Below are 24,177 nucleotides of genomic sequence, written 5' to 3'. Positions count from 1 at the left end.
TAGGAGAGACCAGGCTGCAGTTTGCAGCTTGGTCTTTTTTTATGGAATCCTCATTTGATGGGGATTTTTTTGTATGCAATTTAATAGCCTGTGGTCTAGTAATAGATTGAGGACAGGAACTCTCTTTCTCTCAAATTGTGTTCTAGCAGTTGCTGCAAATTCATATCTATAAGAATCACCAGTGATTCACGGAAGGAGCCATAGAGATGAAAGATTTCCGCTACTTGCGAAGAAACAAGACAACGCGCTGGCACTCGCGTCCCCTTGCTCCCCGGCGCAGGCGACTCATCCCCGTCGCCTGGCTCGCAGCGCCTTTCCTGGCGGCGCTGCTGATTCCGGTGGCGGTTGTCCCGCTACACCGGGGACAACCGGCGCCTGTGGCCGTGCCGGCGGTCACGGCCCCTCCGGCGGCGCCGGAGACGGCTGCGCAGGAAGCGCCGCAGCCGGACGTCTCTGTCTATTTGTCGCACAGCGGACAAATAGAGACATTGCCGCTGGAGGACTACGTCCGCGGCGTGCTTGCGGCCGAGATGCCGGCCGACTTTGAGCTTGAAGCGCTCAAAGCGCAGGCCGTAGCGGCCCGCACCTTTATCATGCGCCGCCTGGTGGCTGGCGACAGAAGCGGCGTACCCGTTCCGGAGGCGGATGTAACCGATACGGTAAGCCATCAGGCTTACATATCTAAGGACACGCTGGAACGGCAATGGAAGCTCGGCGGAAGAAGCGCCGACCTTGCAAAGCTGCAGCGCGCGGTCCTTGAGACGCGCGGAGTGATCATGACTTATAAAGGGCAGCCGATAACGGCCTCCTTTTTCGCCTCCAGTGGAGGATATACTGAGAACTCAGAAGAGTATTGGAATGCAGCGATTCCCTATCTGCGCAGCGTGACGAGTCCTTGGGAGAAAGAGATTACCCCAAACTATGCAGTGACTAACACCTTTACTGTTGCTGAAATACTTACTAGATTGGGTCTGAACGATAAAGTCATTCCAGCCTCCAAAGAAACTACCAATTCAGGAACTACAACGAAGATTTCATCATCTTCGAGATTACCTATGGAAGTGTTGTCTCTTACCACTGGACATCGGATTAAAGAGGTCTCAATTGGAGGCTCTATATTTACTGGACGTGAAGTGAGAGAGAAGCTGGGCCTACGATCCAGCCAATTCAGTTGGAGTCGTAAGGGGAATAAGATCTTAATCACGACCTTCGGAAATGGGCATGGAGTAGGGATGAGCCAGTGGGGGGCAAATGGTATGGCTAAAGAGGGTGGAACTGCTACCCAAATTCTCAAACACTATTATAGTGGTATCTCATTTACACAAATCTCAACTCTTCTGAAAAAATAACTTGAAAGATACGTATAAAAGAGAAAACCCCGGTAACACTGGTTACTGAGGTGATAACCATATGAATGAACAAGACAAAAACAAAACAAACCAAGATGAATCTCTCAAAAAAACTCAGGGAGATTTACCTGGCGCAAAACCTTCTTCATGGAACAGACTGGTATCTAAACGTTGGGTATTCCCAGCAGTCTACACGGCGGCAGCGGCAATTATACTAACCTTGGTGTGGGTCTATCAGGATGCCGGCCAGAAGCCGCTCAACCAGGACACTGCCGCCACTTCGCATCAAGTAGGAACTTCCGCTAACGAAGCTGGTACAACAACCGGTGGTCCAGATGCACTTGAAGTTGTTGCTTCAACGGAAAGTATGACTTGGCCAGTAGCTAATCCAGGTGAAGTAGAAGTAGTTAAGCCGTATTATGATGAGAATGGTACAGAGGACAATCACGTTGCCGCTATGGTGCAATATAACGACAAATTTATTCCTAATGTCGGAATCGATATTGCCCGTGAAGACAACAATACGTTCGATGTTAAAGCAGCGCTCAGCGGTGAAGTGACCAGAGTGGAAGATGTTGCGGTATTAGGTAAAGTGATTGAAATTACCCATCAAGGTAATTTGAAGACTGTATACCAAAGTCTTGGTGAAACAAAAGTTAAACAAGGCGATGTAGTGAAGCAAGGAGATACTCTTGCCACAGCTGGTCGCAGTGAGATCGAAAAGGACCTTGGAAATCATGTACACTTTGAAGTGTACGAAGATGGCAAAGTAGTCAATCCATCGGATTTACTGCCACAGCGATAAAAATTTCTATAGCAGGGGGCGAAAGCCCCCTATTTTTTTGTGTATATAAGGATTTTTAAGGTTGTGTTTGTGATGAGCCTTTTGTTTACGCGGGAAACGGTTGTTGACCTAAAGGGAGAACGACGGCTTTTCATCATGCTAATAACACGGGTTATTAGGTTGTCCATTAAATAAAATGAGCCCTCCATAGCTTGTCATGTCTTGAAAGCGCGAATATATAAGCCCGCCCCTCATATAATGTACCAAACTATCCACAGTTGGGAGGCGGGAGCGTGCACGATTACATCAAGGAACGTACGATCAAAATCGGACGCTGCATCGTGGAAACCAGGCATACGGTCCGGACCATAGCCAAGGAATTTGGCGTTTCAAAGAGCACGGTGCATAAAGATTTAACTGAGCGTCTGCCAGAGATCAACCCTGATCTGGCCGATCAGGTGAAGCACATTCTCGAATATCACAAGTCCATCCGACATCTTCGGGGGGGAGAAGCCACAAAAATCAAATATAAAAAATCGACGGGGAAAAAACGTGAGGTTGCTGTAGCATCAAAGCCATGAGATTTTCGGAAATTTAAGGAAATATTCAGCTTTAATACATTGTGTACTTCCCCTAAAGTATGGTATTTTTAAATTTAGTACTAACTGCTGTTTTTTCAATTAAAATAACACTTTGGGGGCTCTTTCATTATGTTTAGCAAGGATATCGGAATCGACCTCGGCACGGCCAATGTGCTCATACATGTTAAAGGAAGGGGAGTCGTTCTGGATGAACCTTCCGTGGTCACACTTGAAAGTGATACGAAGAGAGTCCTTGCGGTGGGAGAACAGGCACGTCGCATGGTTGGACGTACACCTGGAAATATTATAACAATCCGTCCTCTACGGGATGGTGTCATTGCAGATTTTGAAATCACAGAAATGATGCTCAAGTATTTTATCGACCGCGTTGGCGGCCGGTCCTGGTACGCACGGCCCCGTATTCTGATTTGCGCCCCTACAAATATTACATCTGTGGAACAGAAGTCCATACGGGAAGCGGCAGAGCGGAGCGGGGCTAAGGAAGTTTTTATGGAGGAAGAGCCAAAAGCCGCTGCAATCGGAGCGGGAATGGATATTTATCAGCCTAGTGGGAACATGGTCGTCGATATCGGTGGCGGAACGACGGATGTAGCCGTACTTTCTATGGGCGACGTCGTTACCGCTTCTTCGATTAAAGTCGCAGGAGACAAGTTCGATGAGGCCATTTTAAGATATATTAAACAAAAGTATAAGCTGTTAATCGGTGAACGTACGGCAGAGGATATTAAGGTTACAATTGGCACCGTGCGTCCAGGCCTGATGCAGGCTGAAATGGATATTCGTGGTCGTGATATGGTAAGTGGACTCCCTCAGACGCTCACTATTACTTCAGGCGAGGTAAAAGAAGCACTATGGGATCCGGTTTCTTCTATTGTGGCAGCTGCTAAGTCCGTTCTGGAACGTACACCGCCTGAGCTATCAGCAGATATTATTGACCGGGGTGTTGTTCTAACTGGTGGTGGCGCTTTACTTAATGGATTGGACGAGCTCCTCTCAGAAGAATTACATGTTCCGGTGTGGATAGCGGAAGACCCGATGCATTGTGTAGTTAAGGGAACCGGAATAATGCTAGATAATTTGGACAAGGTCGTTAAGAAAAAGTTCTAAGCAGCCGATATAAAAGGTAGCAAAAGATTCGGAAGGGGACTACCTTCATGATAAGAGGATTATATACAGCCGCTGCAGGTATGGTTACACAGCAGCGTAGACATGATACGGCAACACAGAACATCGCTAACTTGAATACAACGGGGTACAAGCAGGTTGACAGTGTCAATCATGCTTTTCCGGATGTATTGATCTCTGCTATGAGTAATGGCAATACAAAGCCAGTGGGGCGCCTTAACACTGGGGTTTTTGCAGAACAATCGATATCCCAATATTTACAGGGTGATTTAAGGGAGAGCGGCAAGACCATGGATTTTGCTTTATCTACGGATTTGCAAGTAGCTGATCCTGTGACAGGTCAAAATATCTCCTTTGATGGTTCAGGCAAATATGTAAGCCCTGAGGGTGAGGTTGTTTATCGTCCACAGGCCTTCTTTACTGTACAGGATGCTGAAGGGAATAATCTGTATACGCGAAATGGGAGCTTCTCAATAAACGCGGCTACAGGAGAGGTACTGAGCAGTGGTGGCTTCAAGGTTCTTGATTCCACAGGCAAGCCCCTTGTCTTGACAGGAAATCAGGACACCCTTAAAGTGGACGGGCAGGGTAATTTGCTTAATCCAGTAACAGGACTTCCGACAGGGACCAAGCTTGGTGTGAGTGTAGTAACAAAGCCACAGGAGCTTGTACGTGACGGTAATGGTGTATTTCACGCTGATGATGTAGAGGCGGCAGATATCCGTTTCTCTAACGGAACAGATAACATGCAAGTACGCCAAGGTTACCTGGAAAGCTCCAATGTAGATCCTACTCAGGTTACTGTGGATTTGAATGCCGCCTATCGGGCTTATGAAGCGAACCAGAAGATTGTTCAATATTATGATGGCAGCTTGCAGAAGGCTGTAAGTGAAGTTGGCAGGGTATAGGCAGTGCTTAGGAATGAGCTTTACAGGTAGAGCTTATAGGAGGTTTGATCTATGAACAACTCAACGATTAGTGCAGCAGTCTCCATGTCGAGCCTTCAGCAGCGGCTTGATATTATAGCGGATAATCTAGCCAACATGGATACCAATGGTTATAAGAGCAAGCAGGGCTCTTTTGAGGACGTGCTGACTCGTGTACAACAGCAATCAGATGATTATGACCAACCGGGCCGTTCTACACCTCTAGGCTTTAATATGGGTTTTGGGACTTATGTGCCTTCGATCTCAACGAATTGGGAAGAGGGACCCCTTAAAGAAACAGGGAGTCCGACCGACTTAGCCATTCAGGGCAACGGGCTTTTTGGTGTTCAGGTCAATGGTACTACGGCGTACACACGTCAGGGTGATTTTCACTTTATTCCTGATACGACTGATGCTAAAAAGATGGTATTGGTTGATAACACTGGAAACTCTGTTTTAAATACAGAGGGCAAACCTCTAACGGTTCCTGTAGGTGTGAATGCTGCTATCGATGAATCCGGTCGTGTGTTAACGAAAAAGACAGAGAATGGACCTGTTCAGGTAGCGGGTACTATAATGATAGTAGAACCTAAGACACAGAATGCCTTAAAGGCTGTCGACGGGAATTTCTATATGCTTGCAGATGGAGTTACAGCACAGCAGGCTTTTGTACAAAGAGCGGCAGGCGAGGCATCTGGAATTGGAGTGCGCTCAGGATGGCTGGAGCAGTCGAATGTCGATATGACCTCAGAAATGACAGAAATGATGCAGATTCAACGCACGTATCAACTCGTAGCTCGGGCACTTTCGTCCAGTGATCAGATGTTTGGTCTAGCCAATAACATGCGCGCGTAGAGGTGAAGGAATGGATCGACAGGAAAAAGTTAAATCGGAAGAGAAGAAAGAACCCTCTCCACGAGGGATCTCCAAATGGACCATGATACAATGGGTTCTTATTCCCTTGCTTCTCGTAGCTGCACTTGGAGGCGGCCTGGCCGTCGGTTACGTTGTCCTGGGTAAGAAAGAGTTAAGCGATGCTCTGCAGTGGAGCACGTGGAGACATGTATATGATTTGGTTTTTGCTCCATAAATGAAGATGATTTAACCACTCCCTTGTTATACAAGGGAGTTTTCTTTTTTATGCTGAAAAATGTATAATGGTGGGGGGCCTCGGGCAGCAAAAAGGGCCCTCTCCGCCATGCTGCCGCATCCGGTGGAGAAAGCCCCTTATCTCAACCTCCACTTCTGCAGTTGGTGAAGGATAAATATAGTTTTTACCGAACCTGCCTAATTTTATGCATTTCGGCAAAGAATAAAAGAAAATGTGCAACATCCGAAAGGAGTTTTGTCATAATGCTGGATATCAACCAAATTCAAGAAATCATCCCCCATCGGCCTCCATTTCTGCTGGTGGACAAAATTATCGAGATTGAAATGGGCAAAAAAGCTGTAGGAATCAAAAATGTAACGATCAATGAACCGTTCTTTGTAGGTCACTTTCCGGGCTATCCGGTAATGCCGGGTGTACTGATTACAGAAGCCCTTGCACAAGTGGGTGCGGTTGCTATCCTGGGAGTAGAGGCTAATCGCGGCCGAATCGGTTTTTTAGCTGGGCTGGACGGATTCCGTTTCCGCGGTCAAGTAGTACCGGGCGATACACTTACTCTTGAAGTAGAGATCACCCGCCTTAAGGGCAGCATCGGAAAAGGACAAGCTACTGCTTCCGTTGAAGGTAAGGTTGTAGCCTCTGGAGAAATTATGTTTGCTCTGAGCTAAATATTTTATTTTTCTATAAATATATCTAAAGGAGAGATTCATATGACTCAATTAAGTGCGAAAGCGGCAGACACATTATCCCGCTGGTTGCAGGACCCTTCTGTTGACGAGGCTACAAAGGCAGAGCTTCGCGCTCTGGAGAATGAGCCACAGGAGCTTGAAGAGCGTTTTTACAGAGACTTAGAGTTTGGTACAGGCGGCTTGCGTGGGGTTATTGGTGCGGGCAGCAATCGTATCAATCGTTATACTGTTGGCAGAGCTACACAAGGCTTCGCTAATTATATTCTAGAAAAGCATACTGGAGAAGGCAGACCTTCGGTTGTTATCGCGCATGACTCTCGTCGCTTCTCGCCTGAATTCACACTTGAGGCTGCTCTTGTACTGGCTGCTAATGGCATCGAGGCGCATTTGTTTACCTCCCTTCGATCAACACCACAGCTGTCATTCAGCGTGCGTTATTTGAAAGCAACGGGTGGTATTGTAATCACCGCGAGCCATAACCCTCCTGAATACAATGGTTATAAGGTCTATAATTCGGAAGGCGGACAGCTTGTACCACACGAAGCCGAAAGGGTCATTTCTTACATACTAGAGGTTGACACTTTTGATGGTGTAAAGCGGATTTCGCAAGAAGAAGCTGAAGCTCAAGGGCTGTTGCACTGGATAGGAGAGAAGGATGACGAAGCGTTTACCGATACTGTTGCTGCGGTCAGTCTTGCAAGTGAAGAGATTGCCTCTACGCTTGGAAAAGACTTCAAAATCGTATACACTCCGCTGCATGGTACAGGTAATTTGCCAGTCCGCCGTGTACTTGAGAAAATCGGGTTCACCCAGGTACATGTTGTACCTGAGCAAGAACAGCCGGATTCTGAATTCTCTACAGTGAAATCGCCGAACCCGGAGGAGCGTGAAGCTTTTACGCTGGCTATGAAGCTGGGCGAAGAGTTGAATGCTGACCTTTTGATTGGTACAGATCCTGATGCAGACCGTATGGGTGCGGTAGTTCGCGACAATGAAGGTAAATTTGTTGTTCTGTCCGGTAATCAATCCGGAGCACTGATGATTCATTACTATTTGAGTCGTTTGCAGGAACAAGGAAAGCTGCCTAGCAATGGTGCGGTTGTAAAGACTATCGTTACTAGTGAAATGGGGGCTGCTGTAGCTTCTCATTATGGTGCAACTGTATTTAATACGCTGACTGGCTTCAAATATATTGGAGAAAAGATGACCCAGTTCGAACAATCCGGAGAATACACATATCTTTTCGGATATGAAGAAAGCTATGGTTATCTTGCAGGCAATTATGCTCGTGATAAGGATGCTGTTCTTGCTGCTATGCTTATCGCTGAAGCGGGTGCTTATTATAAAGCTCAAGGCAAAACATTATATGATGTTCTTCAGGAATTGTACAAGCAGTTCGGATACTTCTTGGAAAGCTTGGAGTCCCGTACGCTGAAAGGCAAAGATGGCGTTGCGCAAATTCAAGGAATCATGAATGATTGGCGTTCTAATGCACCACAAGAAATTGCTGGATCTGCCGTAACAGAAATTCAGGATTATTCCCTGGGCTTAAATGGACTGCCGAAGGAAAATGTACTGAAGTATTTGCTGGCTGACGGATCTTGGTTCTGCCTGCGCCCTTCCGGCACAGAACCTAAGATTAAGGTTTATTTTGCAGTAGTGGGTGACTCCCTGCAGAATGCTAAGGATAAGGTTGCTGCACTGTCGAAACAGGTTATGGCTCGCGTTGACGGGGGACAATAATAAATATAGAGTGCTTTCTATATTGTGAATTATATTTTACGTAGAAACGGGTACCGTCTCTAAAAGGATGACGATCCGTTTCTACTTTTGTTAAAAGAGTTTTTAAAGCGAAAGAGGAGGTACTTTTGGTGCGGCAAAAATGGCAACGTTGGAATATTACTTCCCGAAAGTGGCTGTGGATCATAGTTGTGGTTGGCGTTATAGCAGCCTTGCCTGTGGTCTATGATCGACTGCAGACGGAGAAGTCTTCCAAGACAGTAGAATTTGTATTTGATTATCGTGATCTGGTTGATGTAGCCAGCTATCGTGCAAATCCACAAGATTATATTTCCGAACAGTTAGATCGCCTTAAAGACGCTGGTGTACAGAGCATGGCGATTTACGAAAGCACATTGGAAGATTACCGTAAGGCGCGTCGTCTAATGATATGGGGTGCGGCTGATATAGCTAATCTTACGGACACGATCATTCCTGAAAATGAAAACTATACCTATATTCTTTTTACCAGTGCTGATTACAGCGATACTTTAGCGCCTGTAATTAAAGAAGCATTTAGTAATCTTGGGATTAATTCAAGAGACTGGAGTTTCCGCGGACAGCAGGGTCTTATCATCGAGACCCCGCTAGAAGACGCTACATTGAAGCCGCTGCAGCCCGATCCATTTACACTGGACATGCTGCATAACAAGGGATTCAGTATTGTACCTCGTCTTGTGGATTCTCTGACTTATAATGAAGCCACGGTAAAGAAGCTGTTGGATCGTTATGAGGAATTGGGTGTTAAACGGATTCTATTTGAAGGTGAGTCTGTTAAAGGGTTTAATGATGATGCCGATACTGGCAGTATCACTGACTTTGCTAATCTCCTTAAGGAACGTGGAATGGGGATTGCAGCAATTGAGAATATTAAAAAACAGCAAAAGGGCTTTAACAGGCTCGCTTATTTGCTGGATTATAATGTGACACGTTTATATTCCCTTAGTGAGGGAGATTCTGCCTTAGATCCAAAAGTAATTTCGGACCGTTTCGCTCTGGCAACAAAGGATCGGAATATCCGCATGATCTACTTAAACACGATTCCTGCAAGAAATACTGCTAAGGCACAGGTTACAGATACATTAGATAACCTTATTACCAGCCTAAGCGAACCAGGCGGAGCAGTTGAGCAGATTAAAGACAATGGATTTAAACTGGGACAAGCTACGGCATTTGAGGTTGTAGATTCCTCTTATCAACGTTACTTTAAGCTAGTTGCGGTGGTTGGGGCAGTGTCTTTAGTGGCTCTGCTGGTCTCTTACTTCATTCCACAGCTCACGCTTGCTGCCTGGGTGTTAGGTCTGATTGGAAGTGCAGGCCTGATGCTAGTGAAGCCTGAAATGTTTGAACAAGCGCTCGCGCTTGCCGCTGCGATAAGTGCACCAACGCTTGCCGTTGTGCTTGCCATTCGTAAGGTTAATGAAATGGGGCCACCTCTACGGAGCAATCCCCTTACCTATAAGGCTATGAGCCCGCAACGCCGGTTTACACATAGCTTAGTGCTTTATTTTAAGACTTCACTGATCTCTTTGAGCGCTGTGCCGTTTATGATAGCACTGCTTAATAATGTTACTTATAGCCTGGTTCTCAACCAGTTCCGTGGTGTCAGTCTGCTTCATATGGCGCCTATCGGTCTTGTGGCACTTTACGTGCTTTTGTATCGCGGGGATTTTGTTTTTAACAAGACAGGTAAGCTGCTGCGGACACCAATCACATTTGCGATGATTATTATTGCCTTTGTTTTGGCGGTTGTTGGCTATTATTACATGACCCGTACAGGTAACGGTGGCAGTGTGAGTCCGTTGGAAATGGTTTTACGTACATTCTTGGAAAATACGGTTGGCGTTCGACCGCGTAATAAAGAGTTTTTGCTAGCGCATCCGTTATTAATTCTTGGCGCATTCTTGGCCTTTAGATATCGGAATGCAGCGTTTATCATGATTATTGCTGTAATCGGTCAGCTCTCGATGGTAGATACCTTTGCTCATATTCACTCGCCAGTTCTGATCTCGCTCATTCGTGGCTTGCTCGGTCTTGGATTAGGACTGATCATTGGTGTGATTGCCGTAATCGTATGGCAAATTGCAGAAGGGTGTTGGAAACGATGGTCGCCACTCCTAAAAAGATAGTTATTTCCGGTTATTACGGTTTCCATAACAGCGGGGATGAGGCGGTACTGCAATCTATATTGATTGCACTGCAACAACATGCTCAAGCTGCAGGAATAGAGATAGAACCCATTGTCTTGTCCATCGATCCTGAGTGGACTAGCGCCACATATGGAGTGAAATCTGTGCACCGGATGAAGCTGGTTGAAGTCCGTCAAGCTATTTATGAGAGTTCTGGTCTGATCAGCGGTGGAGGCAGCTTGCTGCAAGATGTAACAGGAAGCAAGAGTATTCCTTACTATTTAGGTATTATCAAGCTTGCGCAGTGGATGGGTAAACCGACCTTTATTTATGCTCAAGGAATCGGTCCTGTGAATCGTAAGCTTTTCCACCCATTAATCAAATCAGTGTTTCGCAAATGTACCTATATCTCTGTGCGGGATGAACAATCCCGCGAGCTTTTACTTTCTATGGGATTAGAACGGAAGAACATAGAGGTTGTTCCTGACCCGGTGATGGGCTTATCTTTACCTGAAGATACTGATGCTGCTGAATTACCAGAGTCTTCAGATTCACTTCCGGTAGTAGGTATTTCGGTACGTTATTGGGAACAAGATCACAAGGAGCTGAACGCTCTTGCTCAAGGCTTGATTAAGGCGAATCTTGAAAAACCATTGCATTTAAGATTCCTTCCGTTTCATCTTCCATCTGATATTGAAGCCTCACGTTATGTGATGGAGAAGCTGGAAGAAAATATAAGCCAGCATGGGGGGCAGGTCAGTATTTGTGAAGATGCCAGTCATCCGCAACACATGCTGCGGGAAGTAGGGCAATGTGAAGTGCTGATCGGAATGCGTCTTCATAGCCTGATTTATGCCGCAGGGCGGCGAGTTCCGCTGATTGGTATCTCTTATGATCCGAAAATTGATCATTTTCTAGACAGAGTTCGGTGTCAGCCTGTGGGCACGACCCAATCATTAGATGCTGGACAAGTTGCTGCTGAGATAGGCCATCTTTTGGAAACAGCAGAGGGATGGAAAAATGAGCGGGAGACGATCCTTTCCTCGTTGATTCAAGAAGCAGGGGCTCCAGCACGGCAAATCGTAGAATATTTCCACCATAAAGGATGATCTAAAGTGAAAGCAGAAAGCGCGGTACCTACAGTTCCTATTTTTGGGATTAGAGTCTCCAAGGTTGATATGGCAGCAACTGTTGCTTATTTGACAGAGGCGGTTCATACCCGTATCCCGCATCAAGTGATTACAGCTAATCCGATCATGGTTATGGCTGCTTTGGAAGATCCAGCTTATATGGAGATAATGAAGTCAGCTGAATTGGTTGTCCCAGATGGAACCGGTGTGGTATGGGCTGCTAATTATTGTAAGGAGCCTGTAACCGAACGGGTAGCTGGTTTTGACCTGTTACATGAATTGATGCAACAGGGTGAAAGATATGGTTGGAAGGTATATCTCCTTGGTTCTACACCTGAGGTGATTCAGGAAACCGCTGAAAGGTTACAATTGCAATATCCGCGTGTTATTATTGCAGGATATCATGACGGTTATTTTGGTCCGGAATCGGACGATGAAATTATTGCTGGAATTGTTAAAACCAATCCTGACTTATTATTTGTGGCCAGAGGCGCGGATAGTCAGGAACCATGGATTGCAAAACACAAATCCAAGTTAGGTGTTCCGATCATGATGGGGGTCGGCGGCAGCTTTGATGTAATTTCTGGCAAGAGCAAGAGAGCACCAAAAGTTTTCCAAAAAATGAGAATTGAATGGTTGTACCGTTTATTAAAAGAGCCTACGCGGTACAAAAGAATGCTTGCGTTGCCGAAATTCGCATTAAAAGTGGCGCGTGAGAAAGATAAAGTAACAAAAGTCTAGTCAAATGCCGATATTCACCTAGAAAATCAGATGAATAGCCTAAAAAAGGGATTGGAATTTGTTTTTGTAACAGCGTATAATTCAATGCGGTAGAGAAATGGGGGTCGACTGATCAAATGTTAATCATATACATCGCTGGATTTATCGTATGCATGGGACTCGCACTTGGCCTCACACCTTTGGTGAAGAAATTCGCCATTAAGATTGGTGCGACAGATGTGCCGAATGCTCGTAAAGTGCACACGAAAATTATGCCCCGCCTTGGCGGATTAGCTATTTTTCTGGCGTTTGTGTTAGGCCTGCTTGCCGTATTGCCGATTATTCCATATGAGTTCACTCCGCGGGAGGCCAACTTCATCAAAGCGCTGCTGTGTGGCGGCGGACTGATTGTACTTATCGGAGGGTTGGATGACCGATTTGAATTATCAGCAAAGTTGAAGCTGCTGGGCCAAATTGTTGCAGCATGTATTGTAGTTTTCGGTTTTGGTATTACTGTAGATTTTGTGAATATTCCATTTAACAATACGTATTCTTCATTGGAAAGCTGGATTGCTATCCCGCTTACGATTTTCTGGATTGTTGGTGTCACCAATGCTGTTAACCTGATTGACGGGTTGGACGGGCTTGCTGCTGGTGTATCAGGGATTGCGATTGCTACGATTGCGGTAATGGCTTTCTTGATGGGTAACACGATGGTTGCCATGTTATGCCTGTTGCTTCTGGGTAGCATAATCGGATTCTTGTTCTTCAACTTCCATCCCGCCAAGATTTTTATGGGGGATACGGGATCGCTGTTCTTAGGCTTCTGCTTAGCTTTACTTGCTTTGCTAGGGTTTAAACAGATTGCCGTGGTTTCGTTTATTACACCTTTGCTTATTATTGGTGTACCGTTGTCGGACACGTTCTTTGCGATCGTGCGCCGTAAGCTGCAGAAGAAACCAATCTTTGCACCAGACAAAGGTCACTTGCATCATTGCCTTCGCGAGCTAGGCTTTAGTCATCGTCAGACTGTGCTCATTATTTATGGTATTGCTGCATTTTTTGGAGTTTTAGCTGTTATTCAATCCTCTGCCGCTCTTTACGAGGCGAACTGGGTTACCTTCGTAGTCATCTGCATCATGCTCTTCTTCTTGCAGATCGGTGCGGAAGTTACAGGTTTGATCGGTAAGACTAAACGTCCGCTGATTGATTTCTTTTTAAGAATTCGTATGAAGGCTAATCCGGAAAGAGGTTCCAAATCTTAATTTATTAATGGTATTATTCTAATATTTTCTATAACTAACAAAACTCATCCCTTTTCGGATGAGTTTTTTGTTGTTTTCCCTAAAAATATCGCTTCCTATGACCGATAAAGAACAAAGTGAAGGTTTACGAGAATTTATACTCAAAGGAGAGATATAACACATGCAACGCTTTAAGAGACCGTTCGTTTGGCTGATGCTGGCGGCTTTGATCGTTTCTATGTTCCCAGGTAAATACACGCCCATAGCGGCAGCGGCTACCACAACATACTTCAGTCCGGATGATCTCACGCTGCGGAATACAATTGAGCTGAAACAGGAGATTGTGCCGGATAATGATTCGAATGCCAAATATAATATTTCTAGACAAACTGTCTACAAGACAAGCAACCCAAATTTCTCAATTACTGGTACGTATGCTCAAGTAACAACTTCTACAATGAAGGTCACTGTGCAGCAATTGACTCAGGATGGTAGCAAGTGGGTTACTGATGCTACTCACTCAACAACAGGTGCGGTTACAACTGATACTACGAATCCTACTAACCGTTTTATTGCTAGCGGTCTCACATTGTTTACTGGTTATAATAAAATTACTTTCTCAGGGATGCAGGGTACTTTAGAACGCTCAGAGTCGTTTTATGTCCTCTATGACAAGGTTCCTTATATATCGTCTCTGCAAGTGCTCGGAGGTGGACCTTCTGCGATTAATCTGAATGAGGGAACTAAGGTTGTTGTTCCTAATCAACAGATCACGCTTCAAGGTAATGTGACCAATGCCACTCGAGTTGGCGTTTCTCTGAATGGAGGATCATCGCTGCAAACCTCATTGCTTGAGGATGGTACGTTTTTCACACCAGCATTAACGTTGAAATCAGGAGAAAATACCTTGGAGATCGTTGTGCAGAATGCAGCGGACTCGATTACTATTAAACGCTCAATTTATTACTTTGATACAAATAGACCTTTTACTGATTTGCAGATTTATCATGGGGATGGAACGAATTATAGAGCCCACAGTATTCTTGATAATGTTCCTACACTAACTGCTTCAGATACTACTGCAAATATCATAGGACAAGTTCTCCTACCTTATAGTGCAAGTGATAAATCTTTTGAAGATGATCATACAGTCAAAATTAATGATCAGGTTGTTCCGGTTAAAGTGTTAAAGTCATATACGATTTCGGCAGATGGTGTTTATGTATCAGTGGCGGGGAATGCTGGAGAGCAGAAGGAAATAGTTATTCCGGGCCCAGACGGTGTGACGCCTCAATACCGACTGGTTTCTTTTGAGACTACATCACCGTTTACCCTTGCTACAGGTTCTGGCAATGTAGTGTTATCTATTAAATATGGATCTTACGAAACCTCAACCAAGGAAAGTTATAAATATCTGAAAGATGAGACCGTGATTACAGATATGTTCTATCTTTCTGGATATACAGAACCTACATCGGGAAGTGTAGACATTTCTTCCGTTTCTAAACTAGCGTTAAATGGTTCTCAGGTCGAAAAACCGGATTTCTACATTCTGGTGAAAACAAATGTTGCTGCAAAAGCTGCAGCGAAATTGCAGGCCTCTTACCTGCCTTTAGGTGCTTCATTAGTGTTAACAGAACAAACTAATGTTACAAACTTAAAGGATAATGAAAAGGTTTATAAAGTTGAAGGCTTCTCGAATGGACAGCAAAAGGTTAAATTTCAATTTTCGGGGTCTCAGTCTTTTTATAATGCCGATATTGCCTATGTTTCGAAGAACTATATTTATGTAGCTAATTTGAATGACGGGCAGACTTATACCTTTAATTCAGCTACTGGCTCTAATAGTATGACTATTGCTGGTGAATATATTGGATTTGAAAGTATCGGTAATCCTCAATTCTTCATTAATGGGATTTCGAATGAAAAAATAATTACAGATGCACATAAAGATGGATACAAATTTGATGTAACGCTCGCTAATCCAAAGTTTTCATTTGATTTACCTATATCCTCTTCCGGTCCACTAGTTTATGGCGAGAACAAGATTGTATTTGTTGGAACCTCGATGGATAAGGCAAATAATAAAAGAGAAATTCGAAAAGAACTACGAATTTATATTATCGATACGAATGTCTCGAATTTGTCGCAATTCCATCCGGCTATATCAAAGGGGCGAGTTGATTTTACCCATGATTTAGTGAAGGACTACAATGAAAAAGAGCTTAATGACATTTTAGGGTTAACTTCAGAGTTTATTTATAAAGATGAAAAGTTCGTTACAAGTCAAACCAAATATGATTTGGTACTAAGGGGTGGAGCTGCAACTAAGCTTAACTTGTACCAAGGATCAGATCTCTTTCTCTCTTTTGGTAGTGAAGTTTTAACAGCAGATGCTGCCGGACATAGAAAGTTGAATGAATTCACTTATAATAAACAAAAATATTATTATGATTTCTCGGGTAACAGCACAGAATTTATGCTTCGTATTCGTGATATCCCAGCTGAAACCGCTGGAAGCATTGTTTATAATCTCGAATTAATTAATGATACAGGTGCACGTACGAATCAACGTCTAGAAGTTGTTCGGGAAGTATCTCCATATCGCATACTGTCTCCAGTGGCAACAGTAGGTGAACAGATTGTAGTTAACAAAAACTTTGTTCGCTTTGATATTGAAGCAGAAGGTGCGACTAAAGTCATCATTGATAAATATGAGGCTGAAAAGCGTACAGATTTGCCAAATCGCTTCACATTGGACTATGTGGGGTTAAAAGCAGATAAAGCAACAACAATTAAAATTCAAATTGTACGAGCAGATTCTACTCTCAGTGATACGGTAAGTGTGTATTATGCAAGTGCGGTTCAAGTAGATACGCAATATATGGCCGAGAAAGTTGCAACGAAGTATAGTGCGTTTAATAAAGGACTTGAGCTAAGCTTCCCTAAAGGAACACTTATGAAAGGTTACACTACCTCAGGGGCAGCTAAGTATTATCCAGATACAAAGCTATTGTTCGGAATAGCTGATCCTGTAGATGGTGTTGTTGAACGTAAAAATGATTATGGGAATACTATCAACGTTGATTCTGATGCCCGGACACCAGGGGGCTTGAGTACACTGTTGATTCCCTCAGATCTAGTATTGCGGTTTAACTCAACAGTAGAAACTAATAACTTCTCACGTGTGTCTGATATTTATTGGCTCAGCGGTGGACTTGGAGAGAAGGGTGCGAAAGGTACGGCTCTTTATAAACCAGCAACTAATGGGATCGCTCCATATTCTATAGAAGGTAATTTCACGCAAATTGAAGCTGAACGCAAAATTGTACCTTCTCAGCGGGGTGAACTTACACTAACCTTTAATCCAAATATTGTTGATGAGGTTGGCACAACGATTACAGTTTTCCGTTATACAGATTCCGGTCAATGGGAGAATATTGGCGGAGAAGTAGATACAAAGAAGCACACGATTACAGTCCCATTTGATCAATTTGGGTATTATACTGTAATGAAGCTTCGTCGTGGATATACGGATATTACTAATCATCCATGGGCAAGAAATGTTCTGAATGGCCTTTATTCTAAAGGCATTATGAAAAATTTGCGTTTTGACCAATTTGGCGCGGATAATACAACTACTCGGGGCGAGTTTGCTACATTGTTAGTGAAGGGCTTGAGTCTTCCGTTAAACTATAATAACAATCAGCAGACTTTCTTCGATATTGTTCCGGAGGCAGTTTCTACCACTTGGGACTTCAAGCATATTGAGACTGCAGCAAGAGCAGGTATTATTACTGGATTAAGCGATGGGTTCTTTGGTCCTGACCAACCTGTTACACGCGAACAGGCGGCTGTGATGATCGCTCGGGCACTTAAGCTAAAGATGGCTACAAATGACAACAAGCTGTTAACTAGTCTATCCAAATCTTTTGTAGACACCGGTAATATGGATTTCTACTCTCGACCAGCCATTGAGGCAGTTTCCAAGGCAAAGATCATGGAAGGCAGTGCAGTGACGATTACAGGGCAGAAGAAGCCTATATATAATTTCAATCCAAAGGGCAAGCTTACTCGTGCAGAGGCTGGTAAGATTGCTGTAGAGCTACTTAAAAAGAGCACAAGTATTTTCCCAAAAACATTTAACTAATTGATTAGAATTAAAAAACGGCCAATCTCGCGAGAACTTTTGCGGATTGGTCGTTCTTCTTACTACTTTAGTGGAGCAGCTACAACCCGCATTTCCATTTGTGTATAAGGCGGTGGAGGAAAAAGCGTAAACTTACCAGCGACATAAATTTTGTAATCTGCACCGATTTACGATACAATAATGTAGAAAATATTATTTTCTGAAAGGTGAAAGCCATCGATGAAACCGATTTTATCAAAAGCACAGCTGGATTACATGAAAGCCAAGAATATGTTTGAGAATAGAGCAAAAGTGTTGGAAAAGGAAATTGCAGCTAAGCGCGCATTACAGGAAATTACTCAGGAGGTCATGGAAGAGCTTGTGCAAGCAACAGGATTCCATGATTCGTACAACGAGCTTGTTGTTACTGAGAACGCTCTGATCGAATGGTCTCATACTACAATCAAGCATGAAAAGAGCTATCGCGAGAACCGCGCAGCTATTGATGCAATGTATGACAATGTGAACTCGAGTCCTGAGAAACGTCAGGAATTGATCCAGTTATCTATGAAGATTCGTTAGAAACAACGTAATAGAAGCAAGCGCCGATACCGGCGCTTTTTTGTTTTATTTGTAGGAATGTTTAAATTATTAGCACTAGTGTTAATGATTCTTAGTAAATATTGCATAATGACGTTTAGAAAGCGACTATGATATACTATTTTCCGTAGGCGCCCATGATTAGCAATAGTTAGTAGAACATACATATGTATCTTCTAATGGGATCTCACCGGAAAATATAAAAAGAAGATTTTTTTTTTGAGAAACCGCAACTTTTTCAAATCTTCTGCGTTTAAGGTGTAGAGTCATTTACACAGGGGCTGAAATTAACCGCTGGTAAAGCCAATTTGAACAAATGGAAAAATTAGCTTTACGTGACTTGAGGCACATTGTATAATACTTAGGTATAATTAGGAATCTAGTATTGTCATGTCCTAAAATCGTTTACCAGTTTCTGTGATACCCGTCACAGACATTATTTATACTTAATTTGCTCAACTCTGGAAAGGGGGTGCATCGGCTAATGAGTGATATGAGCTACTCAACTAAAGAAAAATCTCAGTTTATGAACGTCCAAGGAGGAGAAAAAAAGGTTATGAAGAAAATTTTATCCGTAGCATTATCTACAGCAATGGCATTCTCGATGTTTGCCTCTGTAGCGTTTGGTGACGCAGCAACAACTCCGCAACAAAAATTTGATGCTTTGGCAGCGAAAGGTATTCTTAACGGATACCCAGATGGTCAAGCTCACCTTGAAAAAGATCTTACTCGCGCTGAATTCGCGAAGATCGTTACTAAATTGTTTGATCTTACAGAAGTAACTAACAAATTGTCTTACAAAGACAAAGGTTACAATGCTTCTAACTGGGCAGTTCCTTACATCGAAGCTGTTACTGCAGCTAACTTGATGCAAGGTAAAGATACTGTTAAAGGTATCTTTGATTACAACGGTAAAGTGACTGTTGAAGAAGTATCGGCTGTATTGTTCCGTGCTTTGAAACTGGAACAACCAACTACAACTGACAACTCTGCATCCGCATGGGCTAAAGGTTACGCTCAAGCAGTAATCGACGCAGGTTTGGTTGCTAAAGACACTAACTTCAAAGCTAACGCTAGCCGTTCTTTGGTAGTTGAAACAGCTTATGCTGTTGACCAAAAGCTTACAGTACCACAATTGACTGTAGCTTCTGCTGAAGCAGTAAGCCCAACTAGCGTAGTTGTGACTTTCTCTGACAAAACTACTACTACTGTAACTTTGACTACTGCACTAGTAGAAGGTGTTGAAACTCCAATTACCTTCAAACACAATGATCGTGATTACACAACTAAAGTAACTTTGGCAGCTCCAAAAGTACTTGCTGCAACAGCTCCAAATGCTAAACAATTGGTACTGAAATTCAACCGTGCCATTGATGCTTCTTCACTGATTTCCAGTGACAAAATCAAATCAGGCGTTGTGCAAGTAGTTCCAGTGAACGGTGCACCAGCAGTTGCTGTTGACGGATCTTACGTTTCCTTGAACACAACTACTAACGAAGCAACAATTACTTTCCCTAACACAGATTATTTGAAGGGCCAATATACTGTGGTTGTTACAGACGCTGTTAAAACAGCAAGCGGAACATCTTTCGCTACTTATACTAACCTTATAACTGTTGCTGATACTGTTGCTCCTACTGTAGTGAGTGCAACAGCTGTAGCTAAAACAACAACTAATACGGTTACTATTCAAGTAAGCGAACCTGTTAAGAGAGCTGGAATCATTGCTTATGTTAACGGTGTAGCTTCCACTGCAACAGTATCTAACGATACTTATGACACTATTACTTTGACTACTGGAACTCTTGACAGTGGAAAAACTTATGATGTTTCCTTGTTGAATCTAACTGACTTTGCAGGTAATGTAGCTAATCCTAACCCGATTAAAACTACTGTAACTGTAACTTCTGATACTGCAGCTCCAACAATTGCAAGCATCACACCAGTAAGTGATAAGTACCTTGATGTTAAATTCAATAAAAAAGTGAATTATGAGTCCTTTATTGCTAATGTGAAATTGCTTGATGCTTATGGCGAAAGCAAAGGTACATTGAGCGTAGAAACTAAACAAAATAGTGATACTATCAGACTGCAAGTTCCAGCTGGATTTAAACTTCCAGAATCCGGTACTTTCACTGGTACACTTTCGTTTGGCGCAACAATTAAAGATACTCTAGGTAACACTTTGGGTGCTGTTGTTACTCAACCAGTAACTCTTACTAAGGACGCTACAGCTCCTACAGTTGTAAGTGCTGTGTTCACAAGTGGTAAAGGATTGGTAGTAACATTCTCCGAAAATATCGATAGTACTTTCGGTACTACTGAAACTCCAACTTTGGTCAACGATACTACTGGTAAGTTGGTTAAATTTGAAGATGGTGCTAACTTTAGCGGTGCTAAAATTGACGGTGCTACTGTAACTTATCCAAATGTTGCTCTAAGTGGTCCGTACACTTTGCGTCTGCCAGCAAAATTGGTTAAAGATATTTCTCTTGCTGGAAACACTCTTGCAGCAAGTTCTGTTACAGTGACTGCAGCAGCAGCTTCCTCAACTGATACTACTAGACCAACAGTTGGTGAAATCACTTATACAGACAGCGTTAAAAACGGTGCTGATATTAAAGTGGTTGTGAATGCATCTGACGATAAAGGCTTGAATGTATCATCATTGCGTGACTTGAACAGCTATACTTTGGCTGGTAAAGCACTTCCAGCTGGTTCAACCACAGTAATTACTAATTCCACTGGTTCTGATCTTACTAAGCCGCTTACTGCAACAGTTGAAATTACAATTCCTAAATCTGCAATTAGCAAAAATGATACCTATAACTTTGTAGCAGTTGGTATTACTGATGCTGCTGGTAACGGTAGCTATGCTAAAGATAAGGATCTTGTTCTGACTGACAGAGTAGCTCCTACATTTACTGGTGCTGCTGTATCTTCAGGCGATAACTCAATCTTGGTATTGAGCTTCTCTGAAAATGTTAAGAACGTTAAAGTTGATGGATCTGACTTCAGTTTCATTATCAACTCTAGCCCTGTAACATCTGGCATTACAATTACTAAAGGTGCAGGAAGTGACGCTGGTAAATACTATGCTTCATTTACTCAATACCCTAACTTGAATGCTAATAACATCAATACTATTGAAGTTAAAGTACTTGATTCCAGTAAGATTACTGATGAAGCTTCCAACGACATCACAACTGGTACAGTACAGTACGCTAAGTAATCTCCGATTACTGAAGCACAGAATAGCCTCTTCGGAGGCTATTCTTTTTTTTATAGGTTTTTATCCCCAATAATGAGGAGGAACTTCTTTGAAATCGGTATGGAAAGTAACAACCGCTGCTGTATTACTAGCTGGTGGTGTATGGGCTGGTTCTTTGTTAAACATTACCGCTGAAGGTGCAGGTGTTGGTTCTCAACCCGGTACATCGGATGATCCTGTAGTTACGAAAAGCTACGTAGATCAGCAAATTCAGAAAGCACTTTCGGGTGGCACAGTAACGACTCCGATCGCGACTGCTACACCTGCGCCTAGTGCAACCACAGCACCCGTAGCTACACCTGGCCAAAATAGCAGTGATGAATCTGTAATTGTCGATGTGAAGCCTGGCCAAACTTTAATTGCTTCGGCAGGTGCTGAATTTATAGTTCGCGCGGGTAAAGCAGTCATCGTATCACAGGATGCGAATGGAGTGGCCGATTTAACAGATGGTAAAGATCTTACAAATGGACTAGCTGCACCATCTAACCACTTATTGTCCTTCCCTCGTGATGGTCGTGGAATAGCTGTTCAAGAGGGTCAAAAGCTAGGTCTTGTTGTGATGGTTCGTGGTGGATATACCTTGAAATAATCTGTAATGATATATATTCATAATGCCCGTAAACGGACTTAATCATACCTTTAAACTGTTTTCCAAAGTTACAAATCATTGGCGCGATTGAAGATTAAGTGATGGACGCACAATATTCCTGTAATCTTACAAATTCACAGGAGGTGCTGTAACATGGCACGTAATAATCGTACAGTCGTACCTGAAAGTCGGACAATGCTGAAACAAATGCAATATGAAATTGCAGCTGAATTTGGTTTATATGGGGCTCATTATGGAGGCGGGGCAGACACGGAATTTGCTTCTGAGTTAGGCGCAGTCGGAGGCAGTGGTTCTGGCCGTAGTCAGTACCTTGGACATCTGAGTTCAAGGGATAATGGGTCTGTTGGAGGAGAAATTACGAAGAGACTCATTAAGCAAGCTGAACAGTCTCTTTTTCAATAATATCAGGGGGTAGAATGCCCTTATTTCCTTAACTGATATTGCTTTTTATAGCGTAAAATCAATATTCATACTGTCACGGGGGGGCTTGTGTTTAATTGACACCACCCCCTAAATAAGATAATATGACCTTTGAGGAAAGCCTTAAACCTTTTCCATATGGAAAAGGTTCATTTTTTGAAGAGTTTAGTGAATATAGACATCAAATTTTGCGAAAATCCTTCATAAAAAGAAATCAGGCAAACCTGAATTTATTTATATTATGTAGTTTTATTATTTGGCCTGTGATCATTAAGGAATCCCTTATACAGTGTCAGACTAACCATATGGGAGGTTGTTATACTTGTCTATTAAAGGGCGTCATTTGTTTACTTCTGAGTCCGTTACGGAAGGGCATCCGGATAAAATCTGTGACCAGATTTCCGATGCGGTATTGGATGCATTTTTAGTTAATGATCCAAATGCACGTGTAGCCTGCGAAGTAGCAGTAGCAACAGGTCTTGTATTGGTGATCGGGGAAATCAGTACCAAATCAGAGTATGTTGATATTCCTGCCATCGTACGCAATACCATTAAAGAGATTGGTTACACACGTGCAAAATATGGATTCGACTATAATACTTGTGCTGTGTTGAGTTCTCTTAACGAGCAATCCGCTGATATTGCTCAAGGCGTTAACTCTGCTCTTGAGCACCGTGATCCTGCTCAAGTGGCTGAAGAAACAGCTAATATTGGTGCGGGCGATCAAGGGCTCATGTTTGGTTTTGCTACGAACGAGACACCTGAACTGATGCCGCTACCGATTGCTTTATCACATCGTATTGCACGTCGTTTATCTGAAGTTCGTAAGAACGGAACCTTGGACTATCTTCGTCCAGACGGCAAAACACAAGTTACAATTGAGTATCAAGATGAAAAACCTGTACGCGTAGACGCTATCGTAGTATCTACACAACATGCTGAGGAAATTTCTCTTGAACAAATTCAGGCGGATATTAAAGAACATGTTATTCTGCCTGTTGTTCCTGCGGAACTGCTTGATGCAGAAACCAAATACTTTATTAACCCAACCGGACGTTTTGTTATTGGAGGTCCTCAGGGGGATGCAGGTCTGACTGGTCGGAAGATTATCGTCGATACATACGGCGGATATGCCCGTCATGGTGGCGGAGCATTCTCGGGTAAGGATCCAACTAAAGTGGACCGTTCAGCAGCTTACGCGGCTCGTTATGTAGCTAAGAATCTTGTAGCTGCTGGTTTAGCCGACAAATGTGAGATCCAACTCGCCTATGCAATTGGTGTAGCTACTCCTGTCTCGATTAATGTGGATACATACGGAACAGGTAAAATCAGTGAAGAGAAAATGGTTCAACTGATCAGCGACAACTTTGATCTTCGCCCTGCGGGCATCATTTCTATGCTTGATTTGCGTAAACCGATTTATAGACAAACTGCAGCTTACGGTCATTTCGGACGTACTGATGTTGATCTTCCATGGGAACGCGTAGATAAGGCAGAATTGCTAAGAGATCAAGCTGGATTGTAATTCATCATACGGTCTTATAATATGTTAGCCCGCAAGT

19 protein-coding genes are annotated in these 24,177 nt (G+C 43.3%); all 19 read left to right on the top strand.

Features of this window, described 5'->3' with window-relative positions:
• Positions 1-206: 206 nt before the first annotated feature.
• The 19 genes from spoIID (at position 207) to metK (ending at position 24,140) form a co-directional block, all read left to right on the top strand.
• Positions 207-1,349, top strand: a complete 1,143-nt coding sequence (gene spoIID, locus NYE58_RS33960) for a stage II sporulation protein D (RefSeq protein WP_341004067.1) — start codon at positions 207-209, stop codon at positions 1,347-1,349.
• 61 nt (positions 1,350-1,410) lie between these two features.
• Positions 1,411-2,154: a M23 family metallopeptidase gene (locus tag NYE58_RS33955; protein WP_341004064.1), complete on the top strand. Its 744-nt coding sequence runs from the start codon at positions 1,411-1,413 to the stop codon at positions 2,152-2,154.
• A gap of 272 nt (positions 2,155-2,426) precedes the next feature.
• Positions 2,427-2,714: a sporulation transcriptional regulator SpoIIID gene (spoIIID, locus tag NYE58_RS33950; protein WP_036681548.1), complete on the top strand. Its 288-nt coding sequence runs from the start codon at positions 2,427-2,429 to the stop codon at positions 2,712-2,714.
• 129 nt (positions 2,715-2,843) lie between these two features.
• Positions 2,844-3,842 (top strand): rod shape-determining protein, encoded by a 999-nt coding sequence (locus NYE58_RS33945; protein WP_036681546.1) that lies wholly within the window; start codon positions 2,844-2,846, stop codon positions 3,840-3,842.
• A 47-nt stretch (positions 3,843-3,889) separates the two neighbouring features.
• Complete coding sequence (locus NYE58_RS33940) at positions 3,890-4,768, top strand: flagellar hook-basal body protein (RefSeq protein ID WP_038573634.1); 879 nt, start codon at positions 3,890-3,892, stop codon at positions 4,766-4,768.
• A gap of 51 nt (positions 4,769-4,819) precedes the next feature.
• Entirely contained in the window at positions 4,820-5,641 is an 822-nt protein-coding gene (locus NYE58_RS33935; RefSeq protein ID WP_076099680.1) for a flagellar hook-basal body protein, read from the top strand.
• A gap of 10 nt (positions 5,642-5,651) precedes the next feature.
• On the top strand, positions 5,652-5,876 hold the full coding sequence (locus NYE58_RS33930) for a DNA-directed RNA polymerase subunit beta (RefSeq protein ID WP_036681538.1): 225 nt from the start codon (positions 5,652-5,654) through the stop codon (positions 5,874-5,876).
• Between the two features lie 263 nt (positions 5,877-6,139).
• Entirely contained in the window at positions 6,140-6,562 is a 423-nt protein-coding gene (fabZ, locus tag NYE58_RS33925; protein WP_036681536.1) for a 3-hydroxyacyl-ACP dehydratase FabZ, read from the top strand.
• 42 nt (positions 6,563-6,604) lie between these two features.
• Positions 6,605-8,326, top strand: a complete 1,722-nt coding sequence (locus NYE58_RS33920; protein WP_341004063.1) for a phospho-sugar mutase — start codon at positions 6,605-6,607, stop codon at positions 8,324-8,326.
• Between the two features lie 128 nt (positions 8,327-8,454).
• Positions 8,455-10,491, top strand: coding sequence for a DUF5693 family protein (locus tag NYE58_RS33915; protein ID WP_076219972.1), 2,037 nt, complete (start codon positions 8,455-8,457; stop codon positions 10,489-10,491).
• Positions 10,467-11,600 carry a polysaccharide pyruvyl transferase CsaB gene (gene csaB, locus NYE58_RS33910; RefSeq protein ID WP_076276917.1) on the top strand — a complete coding sequence of 378 codons (1,134 nt, stop codon included), beginning with the start codon at positions 10,467-10,469 and terminating at the stop codon, positions 11,598-11,600. Before NYE58_RS33915 ends, csaB begins: the two co-directional genes overlap by 25 nt.
• 6 nt (positions 11,601-11,606) lie before the next feature.
• Entirely contained in the window at positions 11,607-12,362 is a 756-nt protein-coding gene (locus NYE58_RS33905) for a WecB/TagA/CpsF family glycosyltransferase (RefSeq protein ID WP_076276916.1), read from the top strand.
• Between the two features lie 116 nt (positions 12,363-12,478).
• Positions 12,479-13,606, top strand: a complete 1,128-nt coding sequence (locus tag NYE58_RS33900; RefSeq protein ID WP_036681523.1) for a glycosyltransferase family 4 protein — start codon at positions 12,479-12,481, stop codon at positions 13,604-13,606.
• A 160-nt stretch (positions 13,607-13,766) separates the two neighbouring features.
• The gene (locus NYE58_RS33895) at positions 13,767-17,735 is read left to right on the top strand and encodes an S-layer homology domain-containing protein (protein ID WP_076276915.1); all 3,969 of its coding nucleotides are present in this window, start codon (positions 13,767-13,769) and stop codon (positions 17,733-17,735) included.
• 219 nt (positions 17,736-17,954) lie between these two features.
• A complete protein-coding gene (locus tag NYE58_RS33890; RefSeq protein ID WP_036681520.1) occupies positions 17,955-18,296 on the top strand; it encodes a hypothetical protein in 342 nt (113 codons plus the stop codon).
• Positions 18,297-18,798: 502 nt separating this feature from the next.
• Positions 18,799-21,546 carry an S-layer homology domain-containing protein gene (locus tag NYE58_RS33885; RefSeq protein WP_076220030.1) on the top strand — a complete coding sequence of 916 codons (2,748 nt, stop codon included), beginning with the start codon at positions 18,799-18,801 and terminating at the stop codon, positions 21,544-21,546.
• 88 nt (positions 21,547-21,634) lie between these two features.
• A complete protein-coding gene (locus tag NYE58_RS33880; RefSeq protein WP_076220031.1) occupies positions 21,635-22,174 on the top strand; it encodes a hypothetical protein in 540 nt (179 codons plus the stop codon).
• A 153-nt stretch (positions 22,175-22,327) separates the two neighbouring features.
• Positions 22,328-22,597, top strand: coding sequence for an alpha/beta-type small acid-soluble spore protein (locus NYE58_RS33875; RefSeq protein WP_036681516.1), 270 nt, complete (start codon positions 22,328-22,330; stop codon positions 22,595-22,597).
• Between the two features lie 340 nt (positions 22,598-22,937).
• Positions 22,938-24,140: a methionine adenosyltransferase gene (metK, locus tag NYE58_RS33870; protein WP_076276914.1), complete on the top strand. Its 1,203-nt coding sequence runs from the start codon at positions 22,938-22,940 to the stop codon at positions 24,138-24,140.
• Positions 24,141-24,177 lie beyond the last annotated feature (37 nt).

Source organism: Paenibacillus sp. FSL L8-0708 (assembly GCF_038009325.1).
Classification (GTDB): domain Bacteria; phylum Bacillota; class Bacilli; order Paenibacillales; family Paenibacillaceae; genus Paenibacillus_AQ; species Paenibacillus_AQ odorifer.
The sequence above is the reverse complement of the archived record's forward strand: the minus strand, read 5'-3'. Positions and strand labels throughout refer to the sequence as shown.